Source organism: Nitrosospira multiformis, from assembly GCF_900110185.1.
In the GTDB taxonomy this organism is placed as follows: Bacteria; Pseudomonadota; Gammaproteobacteria; order Burkholderiales; family Nitrosomonadaceae; genus Nitrosospira; species Nitrosospira multiformis_A.
Map to the genome: position 1 here is coordinate 139,559 of NZ_FOCT01000001.1, position 22,073 is coordinate 161,631.

The 22,073-nt window shown below is 54.0% G+C and carries 17 protein-coding genes; 11 read left to right on the forward strand and 6 right to left on the reverse strand.

The window, feature by feature from the left end; all coding sequences use genetic code 11:
• Positions 1–8 precede the first annotated feature (8 nt).
• Both BMY01_RS00640 and BMY01_RS00645 read left to right on the forward strand, forming a co-directional pair.
• Positions 9–5,939, forward strand: a complete 5,931-nt coding sequence (locus BMY01_RS00640; protein WP_074743675.1) for a toxin TcdB middle/N-terminal domain-containing protein — start codon at positions 9–11, stop codon at positions 5,937–5,939.
• Positions 5,940–6,012: 73 nt separating this feature from the next.
• Positions 6,013–6,414, forward strand: a complete 402-nt coding sequence (locus tag BMY01_RS00645; protein WP_074743676.1) for a GFA family protein — start codon at positions 6,013–6,015, stop codon at positions 6,412–6,414.
• 2 nt (positions 6,415–6,416) lie between these two features.
• On the opposite strand, the gene BMY01_RS00650 is transcribed toward BMY01_RS00645, so the two are convergent.
• Positions 6,417–7,412: an NAD(P)H-quinone oxidoreductase gene (locus BMY01_RS00650; protein WP_074743677.1), complete on the reverse strand. Its 996-nt coding sequence runs from the start codon at positions 7,410–7,412 to the stop codon at positions 6,417–6,419.
• 104 nt (positions 7,413–7,516) lie between these two features.
• On the opposite strand from BMY01_RS00650, the gene BMY01_RS00655 reads away from it, so the two are divergent.
• From BMY01_RS00655 to BMY01_RS00665, 3 genes are all read left to right on the forward strand, one after another.
• Positions 7,517–8,206 carry a type 1 glutamine amidotransferase domain-containing protein gene (locus BMY01_RS00655; protein ID WP_074743678.1) on the forward strand — a complete coding sequence of 230 codons (690 nt, stop codon included), beginning with the start codon at positions 7,517–7,519 and terminating at the stop codon, positions 8,204–8,206.
• A gap of 103 nt (positions 8,207–8,309) precedes the next feature.
• Positions 8,310–8,537 carry a hypothetical protein gene (locus tag BMY01_RS00660; protein WP_254772545.1) on the forward strand — a complete coding sequence of 76 codons (228 nt, stop codon included), beginning with the start codon at positions 8,310–8,312 and terminating at the stop codon, positions 8,535–8,537.
• A 405-nt stretch (positions 8,538–8,942) separates the two neighbouring features.
• On the forward strand, positions 8,943–10,133 hold the full coding sequence (locus BMY01_RS00665; protein WP_074743679.1) for an RtcB family protein: 1,191 nt from the start codon (positions 8,943–8,945) through the stop codon (positions 10,131–10,133).
• 60 nt (positions 10,134–10,193) lie between these two features.
• On the opposite strand, the gene BMY01_RS00670 is transcribed toward BMY01_RS00665, so the two are convergent.
• The 4 genes from BMY01_RS00670 to BMY01_RS00690 form a co-directional block, all read right to left on the reverse strand.
• Positions 10,194–11,675 (reverse strand): flavin-containing monooxygenase, encoded by a 1,482-nt coding sequence (locus tag BMY01_RS00670; RefSeq protein ID WP_074743680.1) that lies wholly within the window; start codon positions 11,673–11,675, stop codon positions 10,194–10,196.
• Positions 11,676–12,214: 539 nt separating this feature from the next.
• Positions 12,215–12,709 carry a DUF1579 domain-containing protein gene (locus BMY01_RS00675; protein WP_074743681.1) on the reverse strand — a complete coding sequence of 165 codons (495 nt, stop codon included), beginning with the start codon at positions 12,707–12,709 and terminating at the stop codon, positions 12,215–12,217.
• A gap of 78 nt (positions 12,710–12,787) precedes the next feature.
• Positions 12,788–13,513: a glycosyltransferase gene (locus BMY01_RS00680; protein ID WP_175463179.1), complete on the reverse strand. Its 726-nt coding sequence runs from the start codon at positions 13,511–13,513 to the stop codon at positions 12,788–12,790.
• 536 nt (positions 13,514–14,049) lie between these two features.
• Positions 14,050–14,499: a DUF3579 domain-containing protein gene (locus tag BMY01_RS00690; protein WP_217638594.1), complete on the reverse strand. Its 450-nt coding sequence runs from the start codon at positions 14,497–14,499 to the stop codon at positions 14,050–14,052.
• A gap of 234 nt (positions 14,500–14,733) precedes the next feature.
• Between BMY01_RS00690 and ada the strand changes: the two genes are divergently transcribed.
• The 5 genes from ada (at position 14,734) to BMY01_RS00715 (ending at position 18,232) form a co-directional block, all read left to right on the forward strand.
• Complete coding sequence (ada, locus tag BMY01_RS00695) at positions 14,734–15,837, forward strand: bifunctional DNA-binding transcriptional regulator/O6-methylguanine-DNA methyltransferase Ada (protein ID WP_074743684.1); 1,104 nt, start codon at positions 14,734–14,736, stop codon at positions 15,835–15,837.
• Positions 15,834–16,175 carry a hypothetical protein gene (locus tag BMY01_RS00700; RefSeq protein WP_074743685.1) on the forward strand — a complete coding sequence of 114 codons (342 nt, stop codon included), beginning with the start codon at positions 15,834–15,836 and terminating at the stop codon, positions 16,173–16,175. The genes ada and BMY01_RS00700 overlap by 4 nt, the downstream gene beginning before the upstream one ends.
• 16 nt (positions 16,176–16,191) lie before the next feature.
• A complete protein-coding gene (locus tag BMY01_RS00705; protein ID WP_074743686.1) occupies positions 16,192–16,614 on the forward strand; it encodes a lytic transglycosylase domain-containing protein in 423 nt (140 codons plus the stop codon).
• A 635-nt stretch (positions 16,615–17,249) separates the two neighbouring features.
• Positions 17,250–17,753, forward strand: a complete 504-nt coding sequence (locus BMY01_RS00710) for a hypothetical protein (RefSeq protein ID WP_074743687.1) — start codon at positions 17,250–17,252, stop codon at positions 17,751–17,753.
• 131 nt (positions 17,754–17,884) lie between these two features.
• On the forward strand, positions 17,885–18,232 hold the full coding sequence (locus BMY01_RS00715; protein ID WP_074743688.1) for a cupredoxin domain-containing protein: 348 nt from the start codon (positions 17,885–17,887) through the stop codon (positions 18,230–18,232).
• A 42-nt stretch (positions 18,233–18,274) separates the two neighbouring features.
• Here BMY01_RS00715 and uvrB read toward each other — a convergent pair whose 3' ends face one another.
• Positions 18,275–20,362, reverse strand: a complete 2,088-nt coding sequence (gene uvrB, locus BMY01_RS00720; RefSeq protein WP_074743689.1) for an excinuclease ABC subunit UvrB — start codon at positions 20,360–20,362, stop codon at positions 18,275–18,277.
• Positions 20,363–20,694: 332 nt separating this feature from the next.
• Between uvrB and BMY01_RS00725 the strand changes: the two genes are divergently transcribed.
• Positions 20,695–21,906: a pyridoxal phosphate-dependent aminotransferase gene (locus tag BMY01_RS00725; protein WP_074743690.1), complete on the forward strand. Its 1,212-nt coding sequence runs from the start codon at positions 20,695–20,697 to the stop codon at positions 21,904–21,906.
• The last annotated feature ends 167 nt before the right edge of the window (positions 21,907–22,073 follow it).

The following is a 22,073-nucleotide window of genomic DNA, read 5'->3' on the forward strand; positions in this document are numbered from 1 at the left end:
AGTAGGCAGTGGCCAATAAATCTCCGGTCGAGCGCCAGGCTACCTCGAATCCCGCCGGTGGAGGCGACATCCGGGGTCTGGGCGAGACTTTCCAACCTGACTTGAATTCGGGGGTCGGCAACTATCGGATTCCACTCGATCTGTTGCCCGGCATCCGTAATTTCCAGCCGAGCCTTGCGCTCGGCTACAGCACCGGTGCAGGCAACAGCCCCTGGGGCCTCGGCTGGTCCCTGCCTTTTGCCACTATAAGCCGCCGCACTTTTCGGGGCACTCCATCCTATACGGAAGACGACACATTCCTGTTCGCGGGGCAGACAGAACTTGTGCCCATCGGTGCCGACACTTTCCGGGCTTCGGTCGAGAATGGGTTCGAGCAGTTCAACCGGACGGAAACCGGATGGCAGGTTACAGAGAAATCCGGCATACGCCATACCTTCGGCACCACCGCTGAAAGCCGTATCGAGTTTGACGATAATGGAACCGTGCGCGTGTTCGCGTGGCTGGTCGAGCGTACTGAAGACACCACGGGCAATGCCATTACCTACCGGTATCGCAGTGAACAGGGGCAGCGGTATATCGAGGAGATCCGCTACGCCATCTATGCCATCCGGTTCGAATACGAGGTCAGGTCCGACGCGTTCTCCGATTTCCGCAGCGGCTTCGAACAGCGCACCACGCTGCGTTGCACACGGATCACGCTCCATGTCGAGCCCCTGGGACCCGCGGCTGTGCGAAGCTGGTCACTCGCATATGACCTGGCACCGTTATCCGGGTTGTCGCTTCTGCGTTCAGTCACCTTCTCCGGCAATGATCCGGAAACGGGAGAATCAGCATCGCTTCCGCCACTTCAGTTTTCCTATACGGAGTTTACCTCCTCGAGCCGCCGCCTGAGGAAGTTCACGGCTGAGATCGGCGCCGCGCCTCCCGGTCTCGACCAGCCCAACCTGGAATTGATCGACCTGGATGGACGAGGCCTGCCCGGCGTCCTGTCGATCGAAAACGGCATCGCGCGATACTGGTCCAATACTGGCCAATTCAGATGGGCACCGCCCCGTTCCTTGCCCCAATTCCCGGCTGTGTTCTGCACGGCGGAAGATCGTGTGCAGTTTGCCGATATGGACGGAAACGGCGCAGCCGACGTGCTTGTTGGCAGCGGGACGCTCAGCGGCTTCTATCGCAACGAGGGAACCGGTGCCTTCGATGGATTCAACCGATATGTCCGCTCACCGCAGCTTGCCTTTGAAACAGGCGGGCTGCAATTGATGGATGTCAACGGCGACGGACTCGTCGATGCAGTACACGACGGACGTACCGGTTTGCAGGTTTACAACAATCGCGGGGCAATAGGCTGGGAACCTCCGCGATTGGTACCAAAGGACGACCTGCCGACACCTGTTCCCAATCTTTCCTCCGGTGATCCTCGCGTGCGGCTGGCTGACATGAATGGCGACAAGATACCGGATGTAGTGCTGTTCAGCAACGGCTATTTCGAGTACTGGCCTTCGCGTGGCGAAGGCCATTTCTCCGAATCGCGCAAAATGACTGCCGCACCGAGATTCCCTTATCCATTCGATCCGGCGCGGGTGTTCATCACTGATATCAACGGAGATGGCTTGGCTGACGTCGTTTTTGTCGGTTACGACGAGGTAACCTACTGGATCAACCAATCCGGAAATGCGTTCAGTCCTCCACAGACCATTCGTTACACCCCCCCCACTTCGCGGGCCGATACGCTCCGGATCGCAGACATGAGCGGAACCGGAACGGCTGGGATTTTGTGGACCAGTCCATATCCAGACTATCGCTACCTCGACTTTACCGGTGATGTGAAGCCGGGCCTGCTTAGCCGCATTGACAATGGCCTGGGCCGAGTTACGGTCATTGAATATGCGACCTCGACCGCTGAGGCAAGGCGCGATCGGGAGCAGGGGCAATCGTGGATGTCGTTTCTTCCGTTTCCCGTACAGGTCGTATCCGCCGTTACCATCGACGATTCGATCAGCGGCCTGCACAACGTGACCCGTTACCGGTATCACGAGGGTCACTACGACGGATACCGCCGCGAATTCGACGGATTCGGCCGCTCGGAACAGATCGAGGAAGGGGATGCCTCGATTCCTTCCTGTCGAACCGTTTTTCACTACCATACCGAAGCTTCCGGGAAACCCTCTGAGCCGGATCCGGAGCTGCGCCGCAGCCTGAAAAGGAAACTGTTCCGGGTGGAGGTTTTCGGCGAAGATGCGAGTTCGCTGGCCTCGGCTCCCTACCGGGTCGAAGAAAGCCGGTGGATAGTGCGAATCGAGCAGGCACTGCCCGATGGCCGTCGCGTGCTGTTTCCTTTCGTCGAAGAGACGGTCACATCGACATTCGAACGCCAGTCCGAAGCCCGCATCGAGCGGAGGATGTTCTCGTTCGACGCTTCCGGAAACGTCACAGGCGAGGAGCGGAGGGGAGAAGGAGGGGAGGGAGTTCCGTTGCTCGCGACGACCCGGGCCGAGTACGCACAGGACCCGACCGGCCGCGTCCGCGATCATGTGTCGCGTATCGTCCAGCGCGACGGTGACGGCAATCTGCTGAACGAGTTGCGGCATTACTATGACGGTCCCGCCTTCGAGGGTCTGCCCCTTGGCCAAGTTACGAAAGGATTGCTCACCCGGACGGAGAAGGTTGCCCTGCATAAAAGCATGGCCACCTCCGTGTATGGCGCTCATGAACCGGATTTTCCGGCACTGGGATATCATGACGGAGAGGACCAGGATGGCGAACCTGCATGGCTGTATGACCATAAACGACTCAGTCTCGACGAGCGCGGCAATGCCCTGGTCAGCCGGGATGCGCGCGGGAACGACACGACCTACACCTTTGATGAATTCGGGTTGTTTGCGACTTCGATCACCGACGCGAAAGGTTTCATTGCAACCGTCGAGCATGATCTTCGCATTGCAAGACCCAGACGCATGGTGAACCCCAACGGCGGAGTAACCGAGTCGCGCTACGACCCTCTGGCACGCATTGCCATAGTCGTCGCGCCCGGAGACACGCTTGCCATCCCCAGCGTAACCTACTCGTACGAAACTTCAGCACTGCCTGCACTGCGCAGCACGCGTTATCGCGTAATTTCCGGAGATTCCCGCACCATCGCGATCAATGAGTATCTCGATGGAGGCGGCGCGTTATATCAGCGCCGCACAGAGCATGATGGCGCCAGGGTTTCGGTGAGCGGGCAGGCTATGACCAGTGTACGGGGGAAAATGGCGGAAAAACTGGAATCCTTCTATGCTGAAGGGTTGGAGTTTGAGCTATATCCCGCTGACCCTTCCGCACTGCGACGGCACTTTTTCTTCGATGCACTCGGTCGGGCAATCCGTACAGTGCACCCCGACGGGGGTGAATCAAGCGCGGAATACTGGCCATTCGATACGCTTTTCTCCGATGGCGGAGATAACGATTCCGAGGCGGAAGTTTCGTTTGGAACGCCCCGGCGTGAGCTCTACGATTCCTGGTACCGCTTGATCGGAGTGGAAGAGCGCGACCAAAGTACGGTCCGCACGACCCGCTATGAGCTCGATGGTGCAGGACGCTTGCGGCAGATCACCGATCCCCGTGGCATTATCCTCAGCCGTATCACCCGCGATCTCACCGGCCAGGAGATCAGGATCGAACATGTGGACGCGGGCAATCGCCTGTTGGCCTACGATGCCACCGGAAATCTCGCGCTTCAGGTGGATGCCGCAGGCGAGTCGATCAACCGGACTTACGATGAGTTGAACCGCATCACTGCCACCGCGTATGGAGGAGGGGAGCCGGAGCAGTATTTCTACGATGCAGGGAGCGGCGCAAATCTGACAGGCCGGTTGGCGCGAACCGTTGATCCCGCCGGTGAAACCACTTACAGCTACGATGAGCGCGGCAATGTCACCCTGCGTTCCCGGCTGGCGCCCGGTGAGACCGACGCTCTTGCGTTGAATTACACATTCGACAGGATTGGCCGTATGACTCGCTTGAGCTATCCTGATGGAGCCGTTGTCGATTTCGAACACTATTCAGGATTTCTGCTGCGGCGCATTCCCGGTGTAGTCGATACTATCGAATATACGGCCGCAGGGGTGCGAACCGCACTCCAGTATGAGAATGGTGTGCGGACGGAATACGACTACGACCCCGCTTCTCTGAGGTTGCGGGAGCTTCGCACTCATCGGCCGGAGACGGGCGCGGTCTATTTTCATACCCGGTATGACATCGACAAGGCGGGGAACGTGGCCGCGATCGAGGATTTGCGGGCTGCTGCAGCCGGATTCGTGCGGACGCAAAGCTTCAGGTATGATGCATTCAACAATCTTCTGGAGGCTTCCAGTCCGGATCCGACCGCCGGTTATTCGCACGTCTATGAATATGACCAGGCAGCGAACTTCCTTCGCAATCCCCTGATCAGTTCCAATCCGCTCTTCTACGAGAATGGCGGCAACAGTAACCGCCTGAGCGGCCACAATGATGGCATCAATGCCGTTACCCTGTTCGGGTACGATGCGAACGGCAACGTCATTTCCATGCCCGGACGCACTCTGACCTTCGATGCCAAGCAGCAACTCTCGCGGGTGCAAGTTGCGGGTGGAACGGACGTGCTTTTCTTCTATGACCACAGGGGCGTGCTGAGCCGGCGCGAAGCAACCGCGGGAGGCTTGACCGAAACGACGCATTACGTGGATAACCTGTTCGAGTCGAAGGATGGCACCACGCAGCGCTGGATACTCGCAGGCGACCTCCCGGTCGCCTGTGTTGCAGATGGAATGACGGTTTTCATACATAACGATCACTTGGGTAGTGCGGTCATTTATACCGATGCGGGTGGCAATCTTCTGACGGAAACGGCTTTTCATCCATTCGGGAGCGTGCTCGTGGCTCCCTCCGGCGCACTTCCACCGGCTTTCGCGACCAAAAAACTCGATGCGGACATAGAACTGTACTACTTCAATGCGCGCTGGTACTCGCCGGTAATGGGACGCTTCATTTCACCCGATCCGCTCTATCTTTATCAGCCGGAACAGGGCTTGCAGGAGCCGAAGCGCTTGAACCCATACGCGTACGCGGGCAATAATCCGGTCCGCTACGTCGATCCGAGCGGACTGGGCTTCTGGGACGTGCTGGGCGCCATTGTCATCGCCATTGCCGTCGTAGTGGCCGTGGTTGCCGTTTCCGTACTGACTTTCGGAGTAGGCACCGCAATCGGCTTTGGCACACTCCTGGCTTACGCCGCGGTAGCAGGGCTCGCAGGCGCGGCCATCGGGGCTGTCGTAGGGGGCATCGCCTATGGAAGCTGGGAAGGCGCATTACGCGGTGCACTGATCGGTTTTACCGCAGGCGCCAACGCAATGATCGGCGGCATGATCTTCGGTCCGATCATCGGTGCGGCACTGGGTATCATCACCTTCCTGGCGGTGATCCCCCCGGTAGCGAAGAGCGATGTCTACCAGGGCATACTTGGCTGGACCAGCTACCTGATGCCCATGAGCTGGCCGGGCCATGCCATCGGCCTCGTCTTGTTCGCCCTGAATGTCGTCGGTTATCTCGTCACCTTCGGGCAGGTGGACAGGCTACGAATCCGTGACATGCAGGTTGACTGGAAAACAGGCAACATTTTCACGGTGGGCGGATGGGTGGGTCAACTGGACGGCAGGGCTTTCAATTTCGGCGGTTTCAGCTTCGTGAATACTGCGCGCTATGTGGGAGGAGAGATTATTCCGGCTACGTTCGAGCATGAATCCGGGCACATGTTGAGCAACGCCGCATTTGGATTCTTCCAGGCGACCCGCGTGTTCGAAGGAAACGGACTGGACAGTTTCTGGGAGCGCATTGCCGAAAGCAATGTGCCCCCTGGCCTGCGTGCCACTGATCCTGTAACGCCGGAACCGGATCGTCCTAAAATTCCGCAGTGGGGTTAGCGAACTCTGGAAGGCCGGTAAATACAGGCGGTCAGGAAGACAGGAAATAAAGCAGCACTATGGAGAATTTCTGATGCTGGAGACGTATCGGGGTAGCTGTCATTGTGGAGCTGTAACATTCGAGGCCGATCTGGACCTTACCCAGAGCTCATTTCGATGCAACTGCTCCATATGCCGGCGTACCCGCTTCTGGCCGGCCATAGCCAAGCCGGAAAACTTTCGTTTACTGACGGGTGAGTCTGAACTGACACAGTATGCTTTCAACACCCGGAAAAACCATCACTATTTCTGCAAGCACTGCGGTGTTCGCTGCTTCGGTGTGGGAAATGAAACACCTATCGGCAAGATGTATGGCGTCAATCTGGGTTGCCTCACGGATGTTACTGATGAGATGCTTTCGAAAATACCTGTCACTTACGTTGATGGGTTGCACGATAAGTGGTCAAGTTCCCCGGCATTCTTCAGTCACCTGTGAGATCAAGCGGAGAGAGTTGCTCCTGTCGTCAAGACGATTTTTCCGATATGGGTGCCTGATTCCATCAATGTATGTGCCTCGGCAGCTTCCTCCAGTCGGAACATTTTGAATATTTGGGGTTTTATTTTTCCCTGATGCAATAACGGCCAGACCTGCTGCTCCAGTTCCTGCGCAATCTGAGCCTTTTCAGCCACCGTGCGAGATCGCAGGGTCGAACCGGTGTGGGTCAGCCTTTTTGCCAGCATGGGCATCAGGTTCAGTTCCATGGCAGGCCCATTCTGGATACCGACCTGGAGAATACGTCCATTGAGCGCAGCCGCTTTGTAGTTTCTCGCCACGTAGTCCCCGGCGACAATATCGAGAATGACATCGACTCCTTTGCCATCCGTAAACTTCCGGACTTCCTCGACGAAATCCTGCATGCGGTAATTGATGGCAAAATCAGCGCCTAGAGCAACGCATGCCCGGCATTTTTCCTCCGAGCCTGCTGTTGCCAGGACAAGAGCCCCGAAAGCCTTGGCCAGCATTGTGGCAGTGGTGCCGATGCCCGAAGTGCCACCATGAATGAGTACAATCTCGCCCGATTTGAGCTTGCCACGCTGGAACAGGTTGGTCCAAACGGTAAAAAAGGTTTCCGGCAATGCCGCTGCCTCGATCATGTCAAAACCTGATGGTATCGGCAGGGCATTGCTTTCGTGCACGACGCAGTATTCAGCATAACCCCCCCCCGCTACAAGCGCGCAAACCTTTTCGCCCGGCCTGAATCGTATTGTGCCTTCGCCTGATTCCACGATTTCCCCCGCGACTTCGAGGCCCGGGATTTCCGAGGCGCCCGGAGGGGGAGGGTAAAGCCCCCGCCGCTGCAGGATATCGGGCCGATTTACCCCGGCTGCTGCCACTTTGATCAGGATTTCACCAGGGCCAGGCTTGGGAACCGGATGGAATGCAGGCCTCAGCACTTCCGGCCCTCCCGGATGTTGTATTTCAATTGCGAGCATCGTTGGTCGACTGTCGAGTTTGAAAGCGATGCCAATACCTGCTATAGGTTAACTGTTCCAATTTTCCGTTGGCGTTTCGATGTTTTTCCACAAAGGAGACGAACATGAAAATTCTCATCGTTCTGACATCCCATGATCAACTTGGCGACACTGGAAAGAAGACCGGCTTCTGGCTGGAAGAATTCGTCGCTCCCTATTATGCATTCAAGGACGCGGGAGCGGAAATCACGCTGGCATCGCCGAAAGGCAATATGCCACCGATCGATCCCAAAAGCGATCTCCCGGAAAATCAGACTCACCTGACGCGCCGCTTTCGGACAGACGGCGCCGCGCAGGCTGAGCTTGCGCATACGAAAGAACTGACCTATATCTCGGCAGCCGATTACGATGCGGTCTTTTATCCCGGAGGGCATGGGCCGATGTGGGATATGCCGGAAAACCGGATATCCATTTCACTGCTCGAGGATTTCATAGAATCCGATAAACCGATTGCCGCAGTGTGTCATGCTCCCGCCGCACTGGTCAACGTGCGTGGAAAAGACGGGGAGTATCTGGTCAAAGGGATGCGCGTGACCGGTTTTTCAAATGCCGAGGAAGAAGCAGTCGGCTTGACCCCGGTTGTTCCGTTCCTGCTGGAAGACCAATTGAGGGAGCGTGGCGCCATTTACAGCAAAGCGGACAACTGGACGCCCTACGTCAAGGTCGACGACAAGCTGATAACCGGCCAGAATCCCGCCTCTTCGCGGCTGGCGGCGGAAGAGCTGCTGCGGCTGCTCCATGTCGTCCCCGCCTAGAAGGCGGAACCTGCCGGACATCCATCGGTAGGAGTCTTTTGAGAGGACAGGCAGGAGAAGCACTCCCCCTGCCAATCGGGAAGCAAGACAAACAGGAAAGGAAATGCCGCGCGTGGACAAAAGTGAATGGTATTTTCAGATCGGCTATGTGGAAATATTGTATGCAGCAATGGTGGTCGGCATTGCGGTTGCGTTGTATTTCTTCCGCAAATCCAGCGAGGTTTCGGGCTTGATCGCAGACAGGATGGAGGAAAGCGGCAAGCTGCTGGGTTTGCTGGGACTGGCAGTAGTGCTTTTCATGCTCAACAGGGTGCTCGGGGATCTGTGGTAGGGCCGCGGGGGTTAATTGCTTTACCTCTATATAACGGCTCGCAATTGAAAACAGGCGGGCTCATGTGACCCCGTTTTGGGCTCAGAATAACTGCAACTGACAGCGCACGCATCAGTCATATAAGATGCAGCAGGACGAGCCAATGCGGCTGAGCGTCATCTCTTTCCTGAGGGAGTCGTGGGGACACTCCTCAAGGGGGTCGACCAAATCCCACGAGCGAAAATATCCCGGTATTCCACCTCTGAAACAAGCAAGGCGTCAACGGGTTCACAGTGCGTAGCCTGCATGTGAACTCAACAATAACATGAACTTATAAACGACAGAATTAGTCAAAAACGGCTGTTTTGACACCTGATTGCTATATATCTGCTATACAACATTTTGTCCTAAATGAGGTAGGAATAAATGAAGAGTGTATTGCAAGAGGAAGGGCGTAAGCCGATTAAGCTATGGACTGACAACATAGAAGATGAAGCATTACAGCAAGCAAAAAATTTAGCCGGATTGCCGTTCATAGCAAGTCATGGCGTTGCGCTAATGCCAGATGTACATTCAGGCAAAGGCAGCACAGTAGGCAGCGTAATAGCGACAGATAAGGCAATTATTCCAGCAGCTGTGGGTGTGGATATTGGCTGTGGTATGAACGCTGTGCGGCTCTCGCTGAAGGCTTCTGATCTTCCTGATTCATTGCTTGCTATTCGCCGTCAGATCGAGCGCGATGTTCCCCTGGGAGCGGGTGGTGCGCACCGCAGCAATAGGCTTCCTGAAGCAACATTTAATGTTGAGGAGGGCGCGCATGTGCTGGCGAAAATGAACGAGACTCCATCGAAACTGATTGAGAAAGCTCATTCCCAAATTGGCACCCTCGGCTCCGGCAACCACTTCATAGAGATATGTCTTGATGAGAATCAAGATGTATGGATCATGCTCCACTCTGGATCGCGCGGCATAGGGAATATGATCGGAAGTTACTACATCGAGAAGGCGAAGCGCGAAATGGAGAAGTTCTTTATCAGCCTGCCTGATAAGGACCTGGCTTATCTTCCTGATGATTCTGAGTATTTCAACGAATATGTAGGGGCAGTTAATTGGGCGCAGAATTATGCGTTAGAGAACCGACGGATAATGATGGATACTGTAATTGCAGCCATGCGCCGCCACATACCAATTGAGTTCATAATCACACATGAAGCGGTCAATTGCCACCATAACTATGTTGAGAAAGAAAAGCACTTCGGACGCAATTACTGGGTAACCCGGAAAGGGGCGATACGCGCCGGAGAAGGAGACTTGGGGATAATACCTGGCTCAATGGGACAACGTAGCTACATTGTGAGAGGCAAGGGCAGCCAAGAGTCTTACTGCTCCTGTTCTCATGGCGCAGGCAGGAGGATGTCACGCACAGCCGCAAAGAAGATTTTTACTGTTAATGATCTGATCAAGCAGACTGAAGGTGTAGAGTGCCGGAAGGATAGCGCAGTGCTGGATGAGATTCCCGCTTCCTATAAAGACATTGATGAGATCATGGCGAACCAGACAGATCTTATTGATGTTGTTCACACACTAAAAGCTGTTCTGTGTGTTAAGGGGGCATGATGATAGAAAAGACTGCACTACTCCCAAATGGTGTGGCTTGGCTGCTGTTAGTCGCCAGGCTCAGCAAATGGCATAATCCTCGAATCGAGGTTCTCGAAGCTGCTTTGCGTACTGAAAAGAGAATCCCGGATAAATTCCGATGATTTTCCCGGATTCTGTCTTGTACCAGCTCCGGCATCCTGCAGCCCATACCGATGTCGATAACGTCTTTTGTAATTCCTCGTTATACCGATTCATGGCTTCCGGTTTCACTGAAAGAAAGCGCTTCCGCTGCCTGGCAACCTCCTGGATGCACTTCAGCGCATAGTTCACCTGGGCTTCTATAAAAAGGATCGCGGAGGTGTGTCCTTGCCCCGTGTTAGGCCCCAGGAGTATGAAAAGGTTGGGGAAGCTAGCCACTGTGACTCCCTGATAAGCCTTGGGCTCATCCGCCCACGCCTCATTCAGGCGATAGCCCTGCAAACCCCGTATCTCTACCGACAGCATGTGTTTTACATTGAAGCCGGTTGCACAAATAATCACATCCACTTCACGTTTCTGCCCATCTCGGGTGACGATACCACTGCGATCGATTCGGTCGATAGGAGTATCGATCAGCTCTACGTTGGAGCGCATGAGGGTAGGGTAGTAGGCGTTGGAAAGCAAAACGCGCTTGCAGCCAAAGGGATAGCTGGGGCGCAACGCTTTCCGCAGGCGCGGATTGGCCACCTGCCGCCTGAGATGCCATTCTGCAAGTCCACGCCCGATCCTTGCCATGAAACCGCCGGGATTAAAGGAAAGACGGTTCATTTCATGAAGCCAATAGAGCAGAAAGCGGTTGGTTTTCGCAACTGGCTTTAACCGAAACAGGGCTTTCTCCCATGACGCATAAACATGGTTCAGCCTGGGGATGATCCAGTTGGGGGAGCGCTGGCAGACGTAAAGGTTTGCAGCAAGGGGAGCAATAAGGGGAACAATTTGTACTGCGCTCGCTGCTGTGCCGATGACCGCCACCCGTTTTCCATTGAGAGGGTAATCATGATCCCACCGCGCAGAATGAAAAAGACCCCCTTCATAGGTATCCATGCCCCGGATATCGGGATAGTGGGGCTCGCTCAGCGGTCCTGCGCTGCAGATGAAGAAGCTTGCCTTCAGTTGCTCCCCGTTTTCAAGCCGTAACAGCCATAACCCCTGTTCAGCATCAAAGCGTGCACTCGTCAGCGTGGCATTGAGCCTGATATGAGGCAGGAGATCGAACTTCGTGGCAAATCGCACCAGATATTCACGGATTTCAGGTTGGGGAGCATAGGCCTGAGACCATTCGGGGTTGAGGTCGAAGGAGTATGAATAAAGGTGAGAACGGACATCACACTCTGCTCCGGGATAGGTATTGTCCCACCACGTGCCTCCAATTCCTTCAGATTTCTCGATAATGAGAAATGAGGTTATACCGGCTTTACGGAAAGCCCTGCCCATGCAGAGGCCCGAAACGCCAGCACCGAGAATTACAGCGCGATAAATTTCCGGGGCAGCTTGTTCAAGAACAGGATGTTCGTTCGACATTCGTCAGTTTCAGCAGCCAGAAAGCAAATTTATATTTAATGTCATTTATTAGATAAATCTTCTAATACTTTATTTATACATGATAGAAATCAATTCCTCTCTTCAGTCATTTTCGAGATATCTATCGTAAGTGACATATTTCCCATCCCCTTATCCTTCGTCTCACGCACATTGATAGGATAACTATCGGCGAACCTACAAAGAGCTGAATCAGCATGCGGTCAAATCGCTCCTACACTACTTTGCGGAACAGGTTGATGCCGATAGTCATCTCCTCATGGTTGTCCGGCGGCCGAGCCTTATAGGTGCCAGGTAACCGATCCCGCCAGGGAAGATTGAATCCGAAGTTCGAGTTTGTTTCGTTGGGATACCAGGAGTGATACCCGCGGTGCATGTAACGGCAGGGAACAGGACATGCTGGAAATAAATAACAAGATCGAGGGCGAGAACAGCAAGCAGGACTTCGGTCCAGTCCGGTAACGAGAGGTTATTCAATAATCCTCAACCACGTGTCTCGCCCAGCCAGGGGTTGACGCACGCTATTCCTGCTGTTTCCGCCGATAGTTTGCCGTCATGAATTGATGCCAGGTACCGTCGTCACCCAGCATATGCGAAGTCAACACCCTGTGATCATCGCTTTTGATCTCGATCACATCCCTGAATTTCCCCAGTTCCCCTTCAGCCGAAAAGCTTGGACCTTCCGTATTCAGCGTCAGGATCTTTTCCTCTTGATCGAGTGATCCTTGGTAGATCCACAGATGAGTCATCATCGATCCGATCCATGTTCCCACATATTGCTTTTTTTGCGGGTCGTAACCGAGAGTCATCAGAGTTGTCGCAGTACCCGTATCGCTCTCGCACATGTCACCGTGGCCTTCGCACTGTATCCAGACATCGCCTATCGAGCGCACGCTTTCCGAGCCGCTGAATTTCTCCGGTGGCTTGTCGGGGCCCATCATTGCCTCCACCTCAAAGGTCCATTCACCCACGAGTTTCTGCAACCACTGATGTTCCTTCCGGGGTTCAATCTTCATAAATCTCTCCTCGTTTGTCCATGACTGTTCAACTTAACACGCCTGGCTCACGCAGTTGGTGTTATTGCCCGTGACAAGTCAGCGCCGTCCATCGTACCAGACTGACAGGTGTTTTTTGTCTTGCAGAGAGCGACGAGGGCTCAGCATGACTCGCGCAATCTGGCCAAAAATCTCTCCCGCGGAGTAGAGCTGCACTTTCCGCGGCGAGGATTCCAGAGGATGTTTCGTCAGGATCGGGAATTGCAGACCGCGCGTCCGCCCCCATTTTTTCAGCTTTTCGCTCAGAGTTATTTCATCAGCGGCATAAAGTTCCTGGTCGAAGCCGCCAACATCCTGGAATGCATCGGCGCGGCTGACGACAAGTGCGCCGGCCGCCCAGCGAAAGAGGACGGATGTTGCAGTCCAAAGTTGCAATACCCCACTGGCCCACCACGGCAGGTCCTGCATTTTAATGGCGCTCCCGCAACCTACAATTCGGCCTTCCTCTATCAACCGCAGAATATCGGCAAGTAAGGCGGGGTTCAAAATACTGTCGGCATCCACAAATAATAGCCAGTCTCCTGTTGCCACGGCAGCTCCGGCATTTCGCGCCCGGCCGATCTGGTTAACCGGCTCGAAAACGACCTGTGCACCGGCCTGCCTCGCAAGCTCAGCCGTGTTATCCGTGGAATTGTTGTCGACTACAATTATTTCTGAGGTAAGGCCATGCTTTGCATTCGCCGCGAGCGATGCATGAACAGATTCAAGACACGCTTCAATCAGAAGCTCTTCGTTAAAAGCGGGAATGATTATCGAAAGATGCATGAACAGACTCGATCTCATTTGTTGTGACTGAAACCACAATTATCGCGGAAAATATGCAAGGGAAACCAGATATCGATGATAGGTAAAACATAAGACCTTATGCTACATAGGGGTGACAGGCAGCGGAAACAAGGTTTTTTGAAAAACCGCCATCAGATATAGTGACAGGTAAAATTGAAAAATAATGAAAGGGTTCTTGTGGTTGAAGCCGCAAGAGTCATATTGAGTATTGGGAGGTAAGATGAGTGAATTTGCAGTTTTGCAATGGTTGATAATATCCACACTCTTTTTCGTCGTTCCATTTTGGAGAATCTTCGGAAGAGCAGGGTTCAAACCGGCATTATCCTGGATTGCCTTGATTCCTGGAGGCATCCTGATTCTTCTATGGATTCTTGCGTTTGCCAAATGGCCAATCCTGGCGGAAACAGAAATAAAGAAGGAATAACCTTCCGTCCAACGTCCATCCCGCCACCGCGTGGCATCTCCTGCGCGGTGCCAGGGTGTCCAAGGTGCCTTGGCCAGGTTTTAGCCAGGTTTTAGCCAGGTTTTAGCCAGGTTTTAGCCAGGTTTACGTTCCATTGCGCCCTAAACCAAGCCGCCCCCGACAAATTGACAATATTCGAGCATGATGAGATTGTTATCGTGCGCGAAGCCCGTGACGAAATCCCAGGCTCGCTTCTCAGCTCGCGTAGACGGAGGTCGACGATTACGCAAATGACTCCGCAAATGATGGCGGGGCGCATGTGGGAAGAACAATGGAAACCCGGGCGCGCGGCGTGATGTGCACGGATTGGCGCTGGGGCCCCTGAGTCCAGTAGCGCCGCGACGCCGCATAATCGTTCAGCCCAGTCGCTTGGACGGAAGGTCGAGCCATCGTATCGGATGCCCTTGATCAACAGTTCTTTGACGGGTTCGATCGATCTGACAAGTATTGCGGAGCAGTTCGTGCGCGCCACGGGAGGATCGTAACCCGCCCAGTACTTCATGTCGGCAAACTGCTCTGACGTTTCATTAGGTCATTGTGCAGAATGGGATGACTCAGATATTCTACCTGCCTCTACCTGCCACCTTAATTAAGACAGGTAACAAGCCTGCTTGTTCAACCTGTACTAAAAAGCAGGATAATTAAATCATCGAATTCGAAAGCAAGACCCGGAGTGCGGCGGGCTTGCGGCGTTGGTAAATTGACGGTCGTTATCAACACATAAGCGAATGCGATCATGAGTTCGAATACATCAGTAAAAAAAATACAGTTTGCCGATGCAACCCTCAATGACCCGCGTTGGGCGATCGTCAAGGCGCGCAGCGCTGAAGCGGACGGCAAGTTTTATTACGGCGTACGGACCACTGGTGTTTATTGCCGTCCTTCCTGCGCAGCTCGTCCAGCACGGCCGGAGAATGTCAGTTTTTACGAGACGCGCGAAGAAGCCGAGCAGGCCGGTTTAAGACCCTGCAAGCGCTGCCAGCCGGACCGGCCCACGTTGGCCGAGCAACATACGACCAGGGTCACCCAGGCCTGCCGCATCATCGAGGGAATGGAGAATATTCCAACCCTCGACGTCCTTGCCAGGCAAGCGGGCATGAGCACTTATCACTTTCATCGCGTGTTCAAACAGGTGACCGGGTTGACGCCGAGACAATATGCCGTTGTGCAACGCGAGAAAAAGGTGCGCGATGAACTGGGACACGGCGGTTCAGTGACAGATGCCATTTTTGATGCGGGATACGGTTCCAATAGCCGTTTCTATGAAAAGTCGAACAAGATCCTGGGTATGACACCGACCCGCTATCGTGCTGGCGGCATCGATACGAAAATTCGCTTTGCCATCGGGGAGTGCTCCCTGGGATCAATCCTTGTTGCGCAAAGCGACCGTGGCATCTGCGCGATTCTCCTGGGAGAGGATGCGGAAAAGCTGGTGCGCGAGCTGCAGGACAATTTTCCTCGTGCCGACCTGATCGGGGGCGATGCGGATTTTGAACAATTGGTGGCGCAGGTTGTCGGCTTTATCGAGGCGCCGGGTATCGGCCTGGATCTGCCACTTGATGTGCGCGGCACTTCGTTTCAGCAGCGGGTGTGGCAGGCCTTGTGCGAAATTCCCGTGGGGCAGACGGTCAGCTACACCGATATTGCAAGACGCATCGGCTCGCCCCGGTCAGTCCGAGCAGTGGCACAGGCCTGCGCGGCCAATCGGCTCGCAGTGGCCATCCCTTGCCATCGGGTAGTGCGCAACGACGGTGGCTTGGCAGGTTACCGCTGGGGAGTGGAGCGCAAGCGTTCTCTTCTGGAAAAGGAAAAGGAAGCAGGCGAGGAGACGTGGGCATGAACACCCGGGCACGGAAAGTATGGAAAACCATACCGGACAAGAATATTGCCTGCCGTGTGCATGAACTCGATTGGGACCGGATAGGGAACGACCTGGATGCGCAGCGGTCTGCAGTCATCGAAACTCTCCTTATGTCGGAGTGCAATGCACTGACCGTTCTTTACTCGAAGGATGAAGTTTTTGACAGCCGTGTCGTGATGGCTTGGCACGGTTTCGGACGGGAAGAGTACAAATATTTCCACTATCCGCTTCCCGAGATCACTTCGGATTTGCGCATTGCGGTCTATCCATGGCTGGTTCCAATCGCCGCTTTGATACTGCTGACGAGGGGCTGCTGACAATTTCTGGGTATGTATGGAAAATTGGGTCGATGATTTAAACGGACGCGGCGGCAAGTATAAGCCACTTCTTGAAGCAGCGGAAAAGCGTTACGGAATACCATCCGGCATGCTGGCGCGTCTGGCGTGGCAGGAGTCGCGTTTTCGGGAGGACATTGTTTCCGGGCGCACAGTATCGAGTGCGGGGGCAATGGGAATAATGCAAATCATGACGCGCTGGCATCCTGGCGTAGACCCGCTTAACCCGGCGGAAGCCATCGATTACGCGGGACAGTTTCTGGCCAGGCTGTATAAGAAATTTGGCACGTGGGAACTCGCGCTTAAAGCCTATAACTGGGGTGAAGGGAACCTGGCCAAGTGGTTGCGCGGAGAGAAACTAGAGCCGTTGGAAACCAGGTTGTATTCCGCGCAGATTTTGAGTGATTTGGGGATGGCTTGATGGATAAGATGGGGAAAATATCATGGTGGGGGATTGTGGCTGCTGGCTTGATGCGGGCATGTTCGTCAATGCATCATTCAGTTTTCCAACCATGCATTGAATTTAACATAATATACATTATATGCAAATTAAGAAAATGGAAATGATCGCGATGTACAAGCCGGTCAGCCTTATTGGGAGTTCAATATTCTGCGGCATCGAAGCATCAAAACCGTACACCGGATAATCGAATCACAGAGCAAGAAAATTCATTTATGTGCGCCTGCGCACAGAAACCATAGTCAGACTAAGGGAAAATAACACTCAGGCATCCGCTTTTTTCTCCCTCTTGTAGTGGATGCCACTGACCCGGTAAAGGCCAACTACTCCTTACCGGGTCTCTTTTTTGTATCCTTCACTTTCCAGTCCTTCCTGATATCCCTCATCTCATACTTCCGCCCAGATGCTCTGCTCGTGGCACGCCTGTAGAAGAAACCTGTAAAAGAAAGAGAAAGAAGCGCGGCAGCGTGATCGGCGTGATAAATGGGAAAGTAAATACTTAAGTTGCGGCGGGTTTTTTTTCTGAAATCATCATTCTATAATCCCTCAGAAATTCCGTTACCCCTCAAAAATTCCATTCACTGAAAGGAGCTGATATGCGACTCATCGTTGTGACTATCTCCATGGTGTGGATTACAAGTGCTCTCGCGGAGGATGTGCAGTTGACATTTCAACAACCCGACCCTCAAAGTAAATTCCGCGATGCGCAACTTCATGTAAGAGAATTGATGAAAGCAGGCCGCCACAAGGAAGCCTCGGAATATATGCCTGAATATCAAAGGCTTTCCTGCGAGGCTTCGGAGCAGAAAGCGGGACGAAGCATAGTAGAAGGCGCTGCTATCTGTGCCCCCAAATACGATCATGGGGGAATGAGCGCCGGCAACATATTGCGGCAGCAGGATCGGAACATGGCAGATTCATTATCCTCAAATACTGTGGCGCCCGGAATTACAGTAATGCAGCGGCCCGTTCCCGGCACTCCCACAGTACTGGATGGCTCGACACCCTCCCTTTTTCTTTTCGATCCCCGAAATGATCCTGCAACGGGCAACCGCCCTCGCGATGATGCGCCGACAGATCCCTGGACGGGGACACGCTGAAGCACGTTCCTGAAAACCCGAAAAACCTGCACCCGCTTTTTGGGGAAAATTTCCCGTTGGAACCGGGGAGATTGGAGTGTATTATTGCGCGGCTATTAGGCCGTTATTTACTGAGACTGAGGAGAGTCGTTTTGAAGACAACTTATCTTGCGACAGCTTTTTTTATTGGCATCCTATCTTTCAGCCCCCTGCCCGCCCTTGCGGAGGCTACCACGGGCGCCTCGGCAGCCGGGGCAGCGACAGGAATGCCAGCCAATGAAGGCAAGGTCCTTTCCACCCTGGATGCCCCGGGCTATACCTATATGGAGTTGGCGAATACCGAGAAACGTTTCTGGATCGCGGCGCCAACGATGCGGGTTAAAGTGGGTGACCGGGTACGTTTTGATCAAAGTCTCGTCATGAAAAATTTCAACAGCAAGACTCACAATCGTACCTTCAAGGAAATTATTTTTGCGAACTCGGCCACGGTGATCAATTAGCGCAGAAAAAGCCTATTGACGCTTCCCGGCTTTAATCTGTCGCTATCTCACCGCTCTTGGCAGCTTCCCCCGGGATTTCGCCGCGCCCGTTCCTTTCTCATCCTCGGGTTCCACAAATCCCACAAAGAGCTTGTTTTTTATTTTTTTTAATTCATCCCGATATTCCGCCGCCTTCTCGAATTCGAGATTTTTTGCTGCCTCGTGCATCTGTTTTTCCAGTGACTTGATTTCTTTTGCCAGCTGCGTCTCGCTCATGGCTTCGTACCGAGCCTGCGTTTGAGCTGCCTTAAGCTGCTGCTGGGCGGTTTCCATGCTGTAAACACCGTCAATCAGATCCTTGACGCGCTTATGCACGCTTCGCGGCGTAATACCATGCTCCTGATTGAACAGGATCTGCTTGTTGCGCCGCCGCTCGGTCTCATCCATTGCAAGCCGCATGGAGTCAGTAATCCTGTCCGCATAAAGAAGTGCAGTGCCATTGATGTGACGCGCTGCACGACCGATAGTTTGTATCAATGAACGCTCTGAACGAAGAAAGCCCTCCTTGTCCGCATCCAGTATGGCTACCAGCGATACCTCCGGCATATCCAGCCCCTCACGCAACAGATTGATGCCGACCAGCACATCGAATTTTCCCAGTCTCAGGTCACGCACAATCTCCACCCTTTCCACCGTATCGATATCGGAATGCAGATACCGCACTCTGATGCCGTGGTCGGCAAAATAGTCCGTCAGATCCTCGGCCATGCGTTTGGTGAGCGTCGTTACCAGCACCCGCTCATCCTTTGCCGTACGCAGTCTTACTTCCGACATCAGATCGTCCACCTGGGTGCTGGCCGGTCTAACTTCGATCTGGGGGTCTACAAGACCTGTGGGCCGCACCACCTGCTCGACAACCTGTCCGCTGTGTATCTTTTCGAACTCCGCCGGCGTCGCGGATACAAACACCGTTTGCGGCATGATTTTCCTGAATTCATCGAACCGGAGAGGACGGTTATCCAGCGCTGAAGGCAGGCGAAACCCATAATCGACAAGATTTTCCTTGCGAGCTCGATCACCCTTGTACATTCCTCCGACTTGCGGAACCGTCACGTGGCTCTCATCGATCACCATCAGCGTTCGGGGCGGCAGGTAATCCATCAAGGTAGGCGGGGGCTCTCCCGGTTTTTTTCCTGACAAATGGCGCGAATAGTTCTCGATGCCTTTGCAGAAACCCAGTTCGTTGAGCATTTCCAGATCGAAACGGGTGCGCTGTTCGATGCGCTGCAGCTCCACCAGCTTGTTGTGCTGGTGGAAAAAATCCATGCGTTCCCTCAACTCGGTCTTGATTGTCTCGATGGCGCGCAAGGTGGTGCTCCTTGGCGTCACGTAATGGCTGGAAGGATAAACGGTATAACGCGATACCTTTCTCGAGGTGCGACCGGTAAGAGGATCGAACAATGTCATGCTTTCCACCTCGTCATCAAACAGGGAAACACGCACGGCGGTTTCCGAGCTTTCCGCGGGAAAGATGTCGAGCACATCTCCCCTCACCCGGAAGGTTCCCCGGCTGAACTCGAATTCGTTGCGCTCGTACTGCATTTCTGTCAAACGCTGTATTGCCTGCCTTTGCGTGATCTTTTCATGCTCCCGCAGATGGAGGATCATTCCGTGATAATCCACAGGATCGCCTATCCCATAGATGCACGACACCGTGGCGACGATGATGGCGTCATCCCGCTCGAGCAGCGCCTTGGTAGCGGACAGGCGCATCTGCTCGATATGCTCGTTGATTGCGGAATCTTTCTCGATAAAAAGGTCCCGCGACGGGACATACGCTTCCGGCTGATAATAGTCGTAATACGATACAAAATACTCGACGGCATTTTCCGGGAAAAACTCCCGCATTTCCGCATACAACTGCGCCGCCAGAGTCTTGTTTGGCGCCATGATAATCGCGGGTCGTCCCAGCCGCGCAATGACATTGGCCATCGTAAAGGTCTTGCCGGAGCCCGTCACTCCCAGCAGTGTCTGGAATGCCAGCCCGTCCTCTATTCCCTCCACCAGTTTTTCGATCGCTGAACACTGATCGCCCGCGGGCTGAAATAACTGGTTGAGCTTATAAGGGCTATTGGGAAAGGTAATAATCACGGGTATAATCCAAATTCATCGTTGTCTACTGTTTTTCAGTTAATTCCATGACTTGCAGCATTGCTTCTGCTTCGCCTGACTCCTCGTCAAACTGGAGAAGTGGAGTGCGTATTTTTCGCAAGTATGCGCGGGGCAGCCGGTCAGACGAAGCTATCCGGGGATTGCAAAAGAGAACCGGTTACCCCGCTCCACTTCATCATGTTTCAAATCTCAGGCCTCATCAAAAGGCAGGCGTTTGTCCATCTCCTCCAACCACCGCATATAGCATCACCCGCGACTTGATGGCTGATTTTATCACGCAGCACAAGTGCCATTAGCATAAGGACATTATTGTGGAACTCTCAAAGCGCGTTCAGGCCATCAAGCCCTCCCCTACTCTGGCTGTCACTGCCCGAGCCGCACGCCTGAAAGCGGAAGGCAAGGATATTATTGGACTGGGCGCCGGCGAGCCCGATTTCGATACCCCCCAGCACATCAAGGATGCCGCGGTTGCCGCGATTCACCGCGGTTTTACGAAATATACGGCTGTCGGTGGAACACCCCGCCTCAAGAATGCGATCATCGCCAAGTTCAAGCGCGAAAATGGCTTCGACTATACTGCGGGACAAATTCTGGTTTCGTGCGGAGGCAAGCAAAGCTTTTTCAATCTCACACTGTCTGTCATCAATCCTGGGGATGAGGTCATCATCCCGGCGCCCTACTGGGTCTCTTATCCTGACATCGTCCTGATAGCCGAAGGCAAGCCGGTCATTGTCGAGGCGGGTATCGAGCAGGGTTTCAAAATTACAGCGGCTCAGCTCGAGCAAGCCATTACGCCGAAAACCCGGATGTTCGTCATCAACAGCCCCAGCAACCCCTCTGGCGGTGTTTACACGCTGGACGAACTCAAGGCATTGGGAGAAGTTCTACTCAGACATCCCCATATCCTGATTGCCACGGATGACATGTACGAGCACATCCTGCTATCGGAGGGCAAGTTCGTCAATATTCTGAATGCATGTCCAGCGCTGTATCCCCGCACGGTGGTACTTAACGGGGTTTCGAAGGCATATGCCATGACAGGCTGGCGGATCGGTTATTGCGCAGGTCCCGCTCACATCATCACCGCAATGGAGAATGTCCAGTCGCAGAGCACTTCAAACCCTGCCTCTATTTCCCAGGTCGCGGCTGAAACAGCGCTGAATGGCGATCAATCCTGTATCACACCAATGGTGGAAGCGTTCCGGCAGCGGAACCGTTTCGTGACTGATGCCCTCAATGGTATCGCCGGCATCCGTTGCCTGCTGTCCGAGGGAGCATTCTACGCATTTGCCGATGCACGGGAAGCAATCGTACGTTTGCACGGTAATGGGATGATCAAGGATCGCAGCGATATCGCCTTTAGCGAATATCTGCTGGAACAGGGGGGTGTCGCGGTGGTGCCAGGCTCCGCTTTTGGGAGCGAAGGTTACATCAGGCTCTCCTTTGCCACCGCAATGTCCAACCTGGAGAGCGCGCTGGGACGCATGGCAAGGCTGCTTGCTGAAAAAACGCCGTGTAGCTGATAAACGGGGCAAAAAACTTTCCATTTAAAGATTTCCCGCTGAATCGGTAAAATGAATCGGCAGATCGGGTCGAGCGAAGTCGAGCCCGACAATTCGATTTTTTTTGCCATTATTCCAACTCAACCCTCATGGGGAGGTAGATCCACTGTGAGTGCAACTTGTCAAGC

Excerpts from the sequence above, each read along its gene's own strand:
- BMY01_RS00645 (WP_074743676.1), top strand. The coding sequence starts at position 6,013 with ATGCTGGAGACGTATCGGGGTAGCTGTCATTGTGGAGCTGTAACATTC.
- BMY01_RS00650 (WP_074743677.1), bottom strand. The coding sequence starts at position 7,412 with ATGCTCGCAATTGAAATACAACATCCGGGAGGGCCGGAAGTGCTGAGG.
- BMY01_RS00655 (WP_074743678.1), top strand. The coding sequence starts at position 7,517 with ATGAAAATTCTCATCGTTCTGACATCCCATGATCAACTTGGCGACACT.
- BMY01_RS00660 (WP_254772545.1), top strand. The coding sequence starts at position 8,310 with ATGCCGCGCGTGGACAAAAGTGAATGGTATTTTCAGATCGGCTATGTG.
- BMY01_RS00665 (WP_074743679.1), top strand. The coding sequence starts at position 8,943 with ATGAAGAGTGTATTGCAAGAGGAAGGGCGTAAGCCGATTAAGCTATGG.
- BMY01_RS00670 (WP_074743680.1), bottom strand. The coding sequence starts at position 11,675 with ATGTCGAACGAACATCCTGTTCTTGAACAAGCTGCCCCGGAAATTTAT.
- BMY01_RS00675 (WP_074743681.1), bottom strand. The coding sequence starts at position 12,709 with ATGAAGATTGAACCCCGGAAGGAACATCAGTGGTTGCAGAAACTCGTG.
- BMY01_RS00680 (WP_175463179.1), bottom strand. The coding sequence starts at position 13,513 with ATGCATCTTTCGATAATCATTCCCGCTTTTAACGAAGAGCTTCTGATT.
- BMY01_RS00690 (WP_217638594.1), bottom strand. The coding sequence starts at position 14,499 with ATGAAGTACTGGGCGGGTTACGATCCTCCCGTGGCGCGCACGAACTGC.
- ada (WP_074743684.1), top strand. The coding sequence starts at position 14,734 with ATGAGTTCGAATACATCAGTAAAAAAAATACAGTTTGCCGATGCAACC.
- BMY01_RS00700 (WP_074743685.1), top strand. The coding sequence starts at position 15,834 with ATGAACACCCGGGCACGGAAAGTATGGAAAACCATACCGGACAAGAAT.
- BMY01_RS00705 (WP_074743686.1), top strand. The coding sequence starts at position 16,192 with ATGGAAAATTGGGTCGATGATTTAAACGGACGCGGCGGCAAGTATAAG.
- BMY01_RS00710 (WP_074743687.1), top strand. The coding sequence starts at position 17,250 with ATGCGACTCATCGTTGTGACTATCTCCATGGTGTGGATTACAAGTGCT.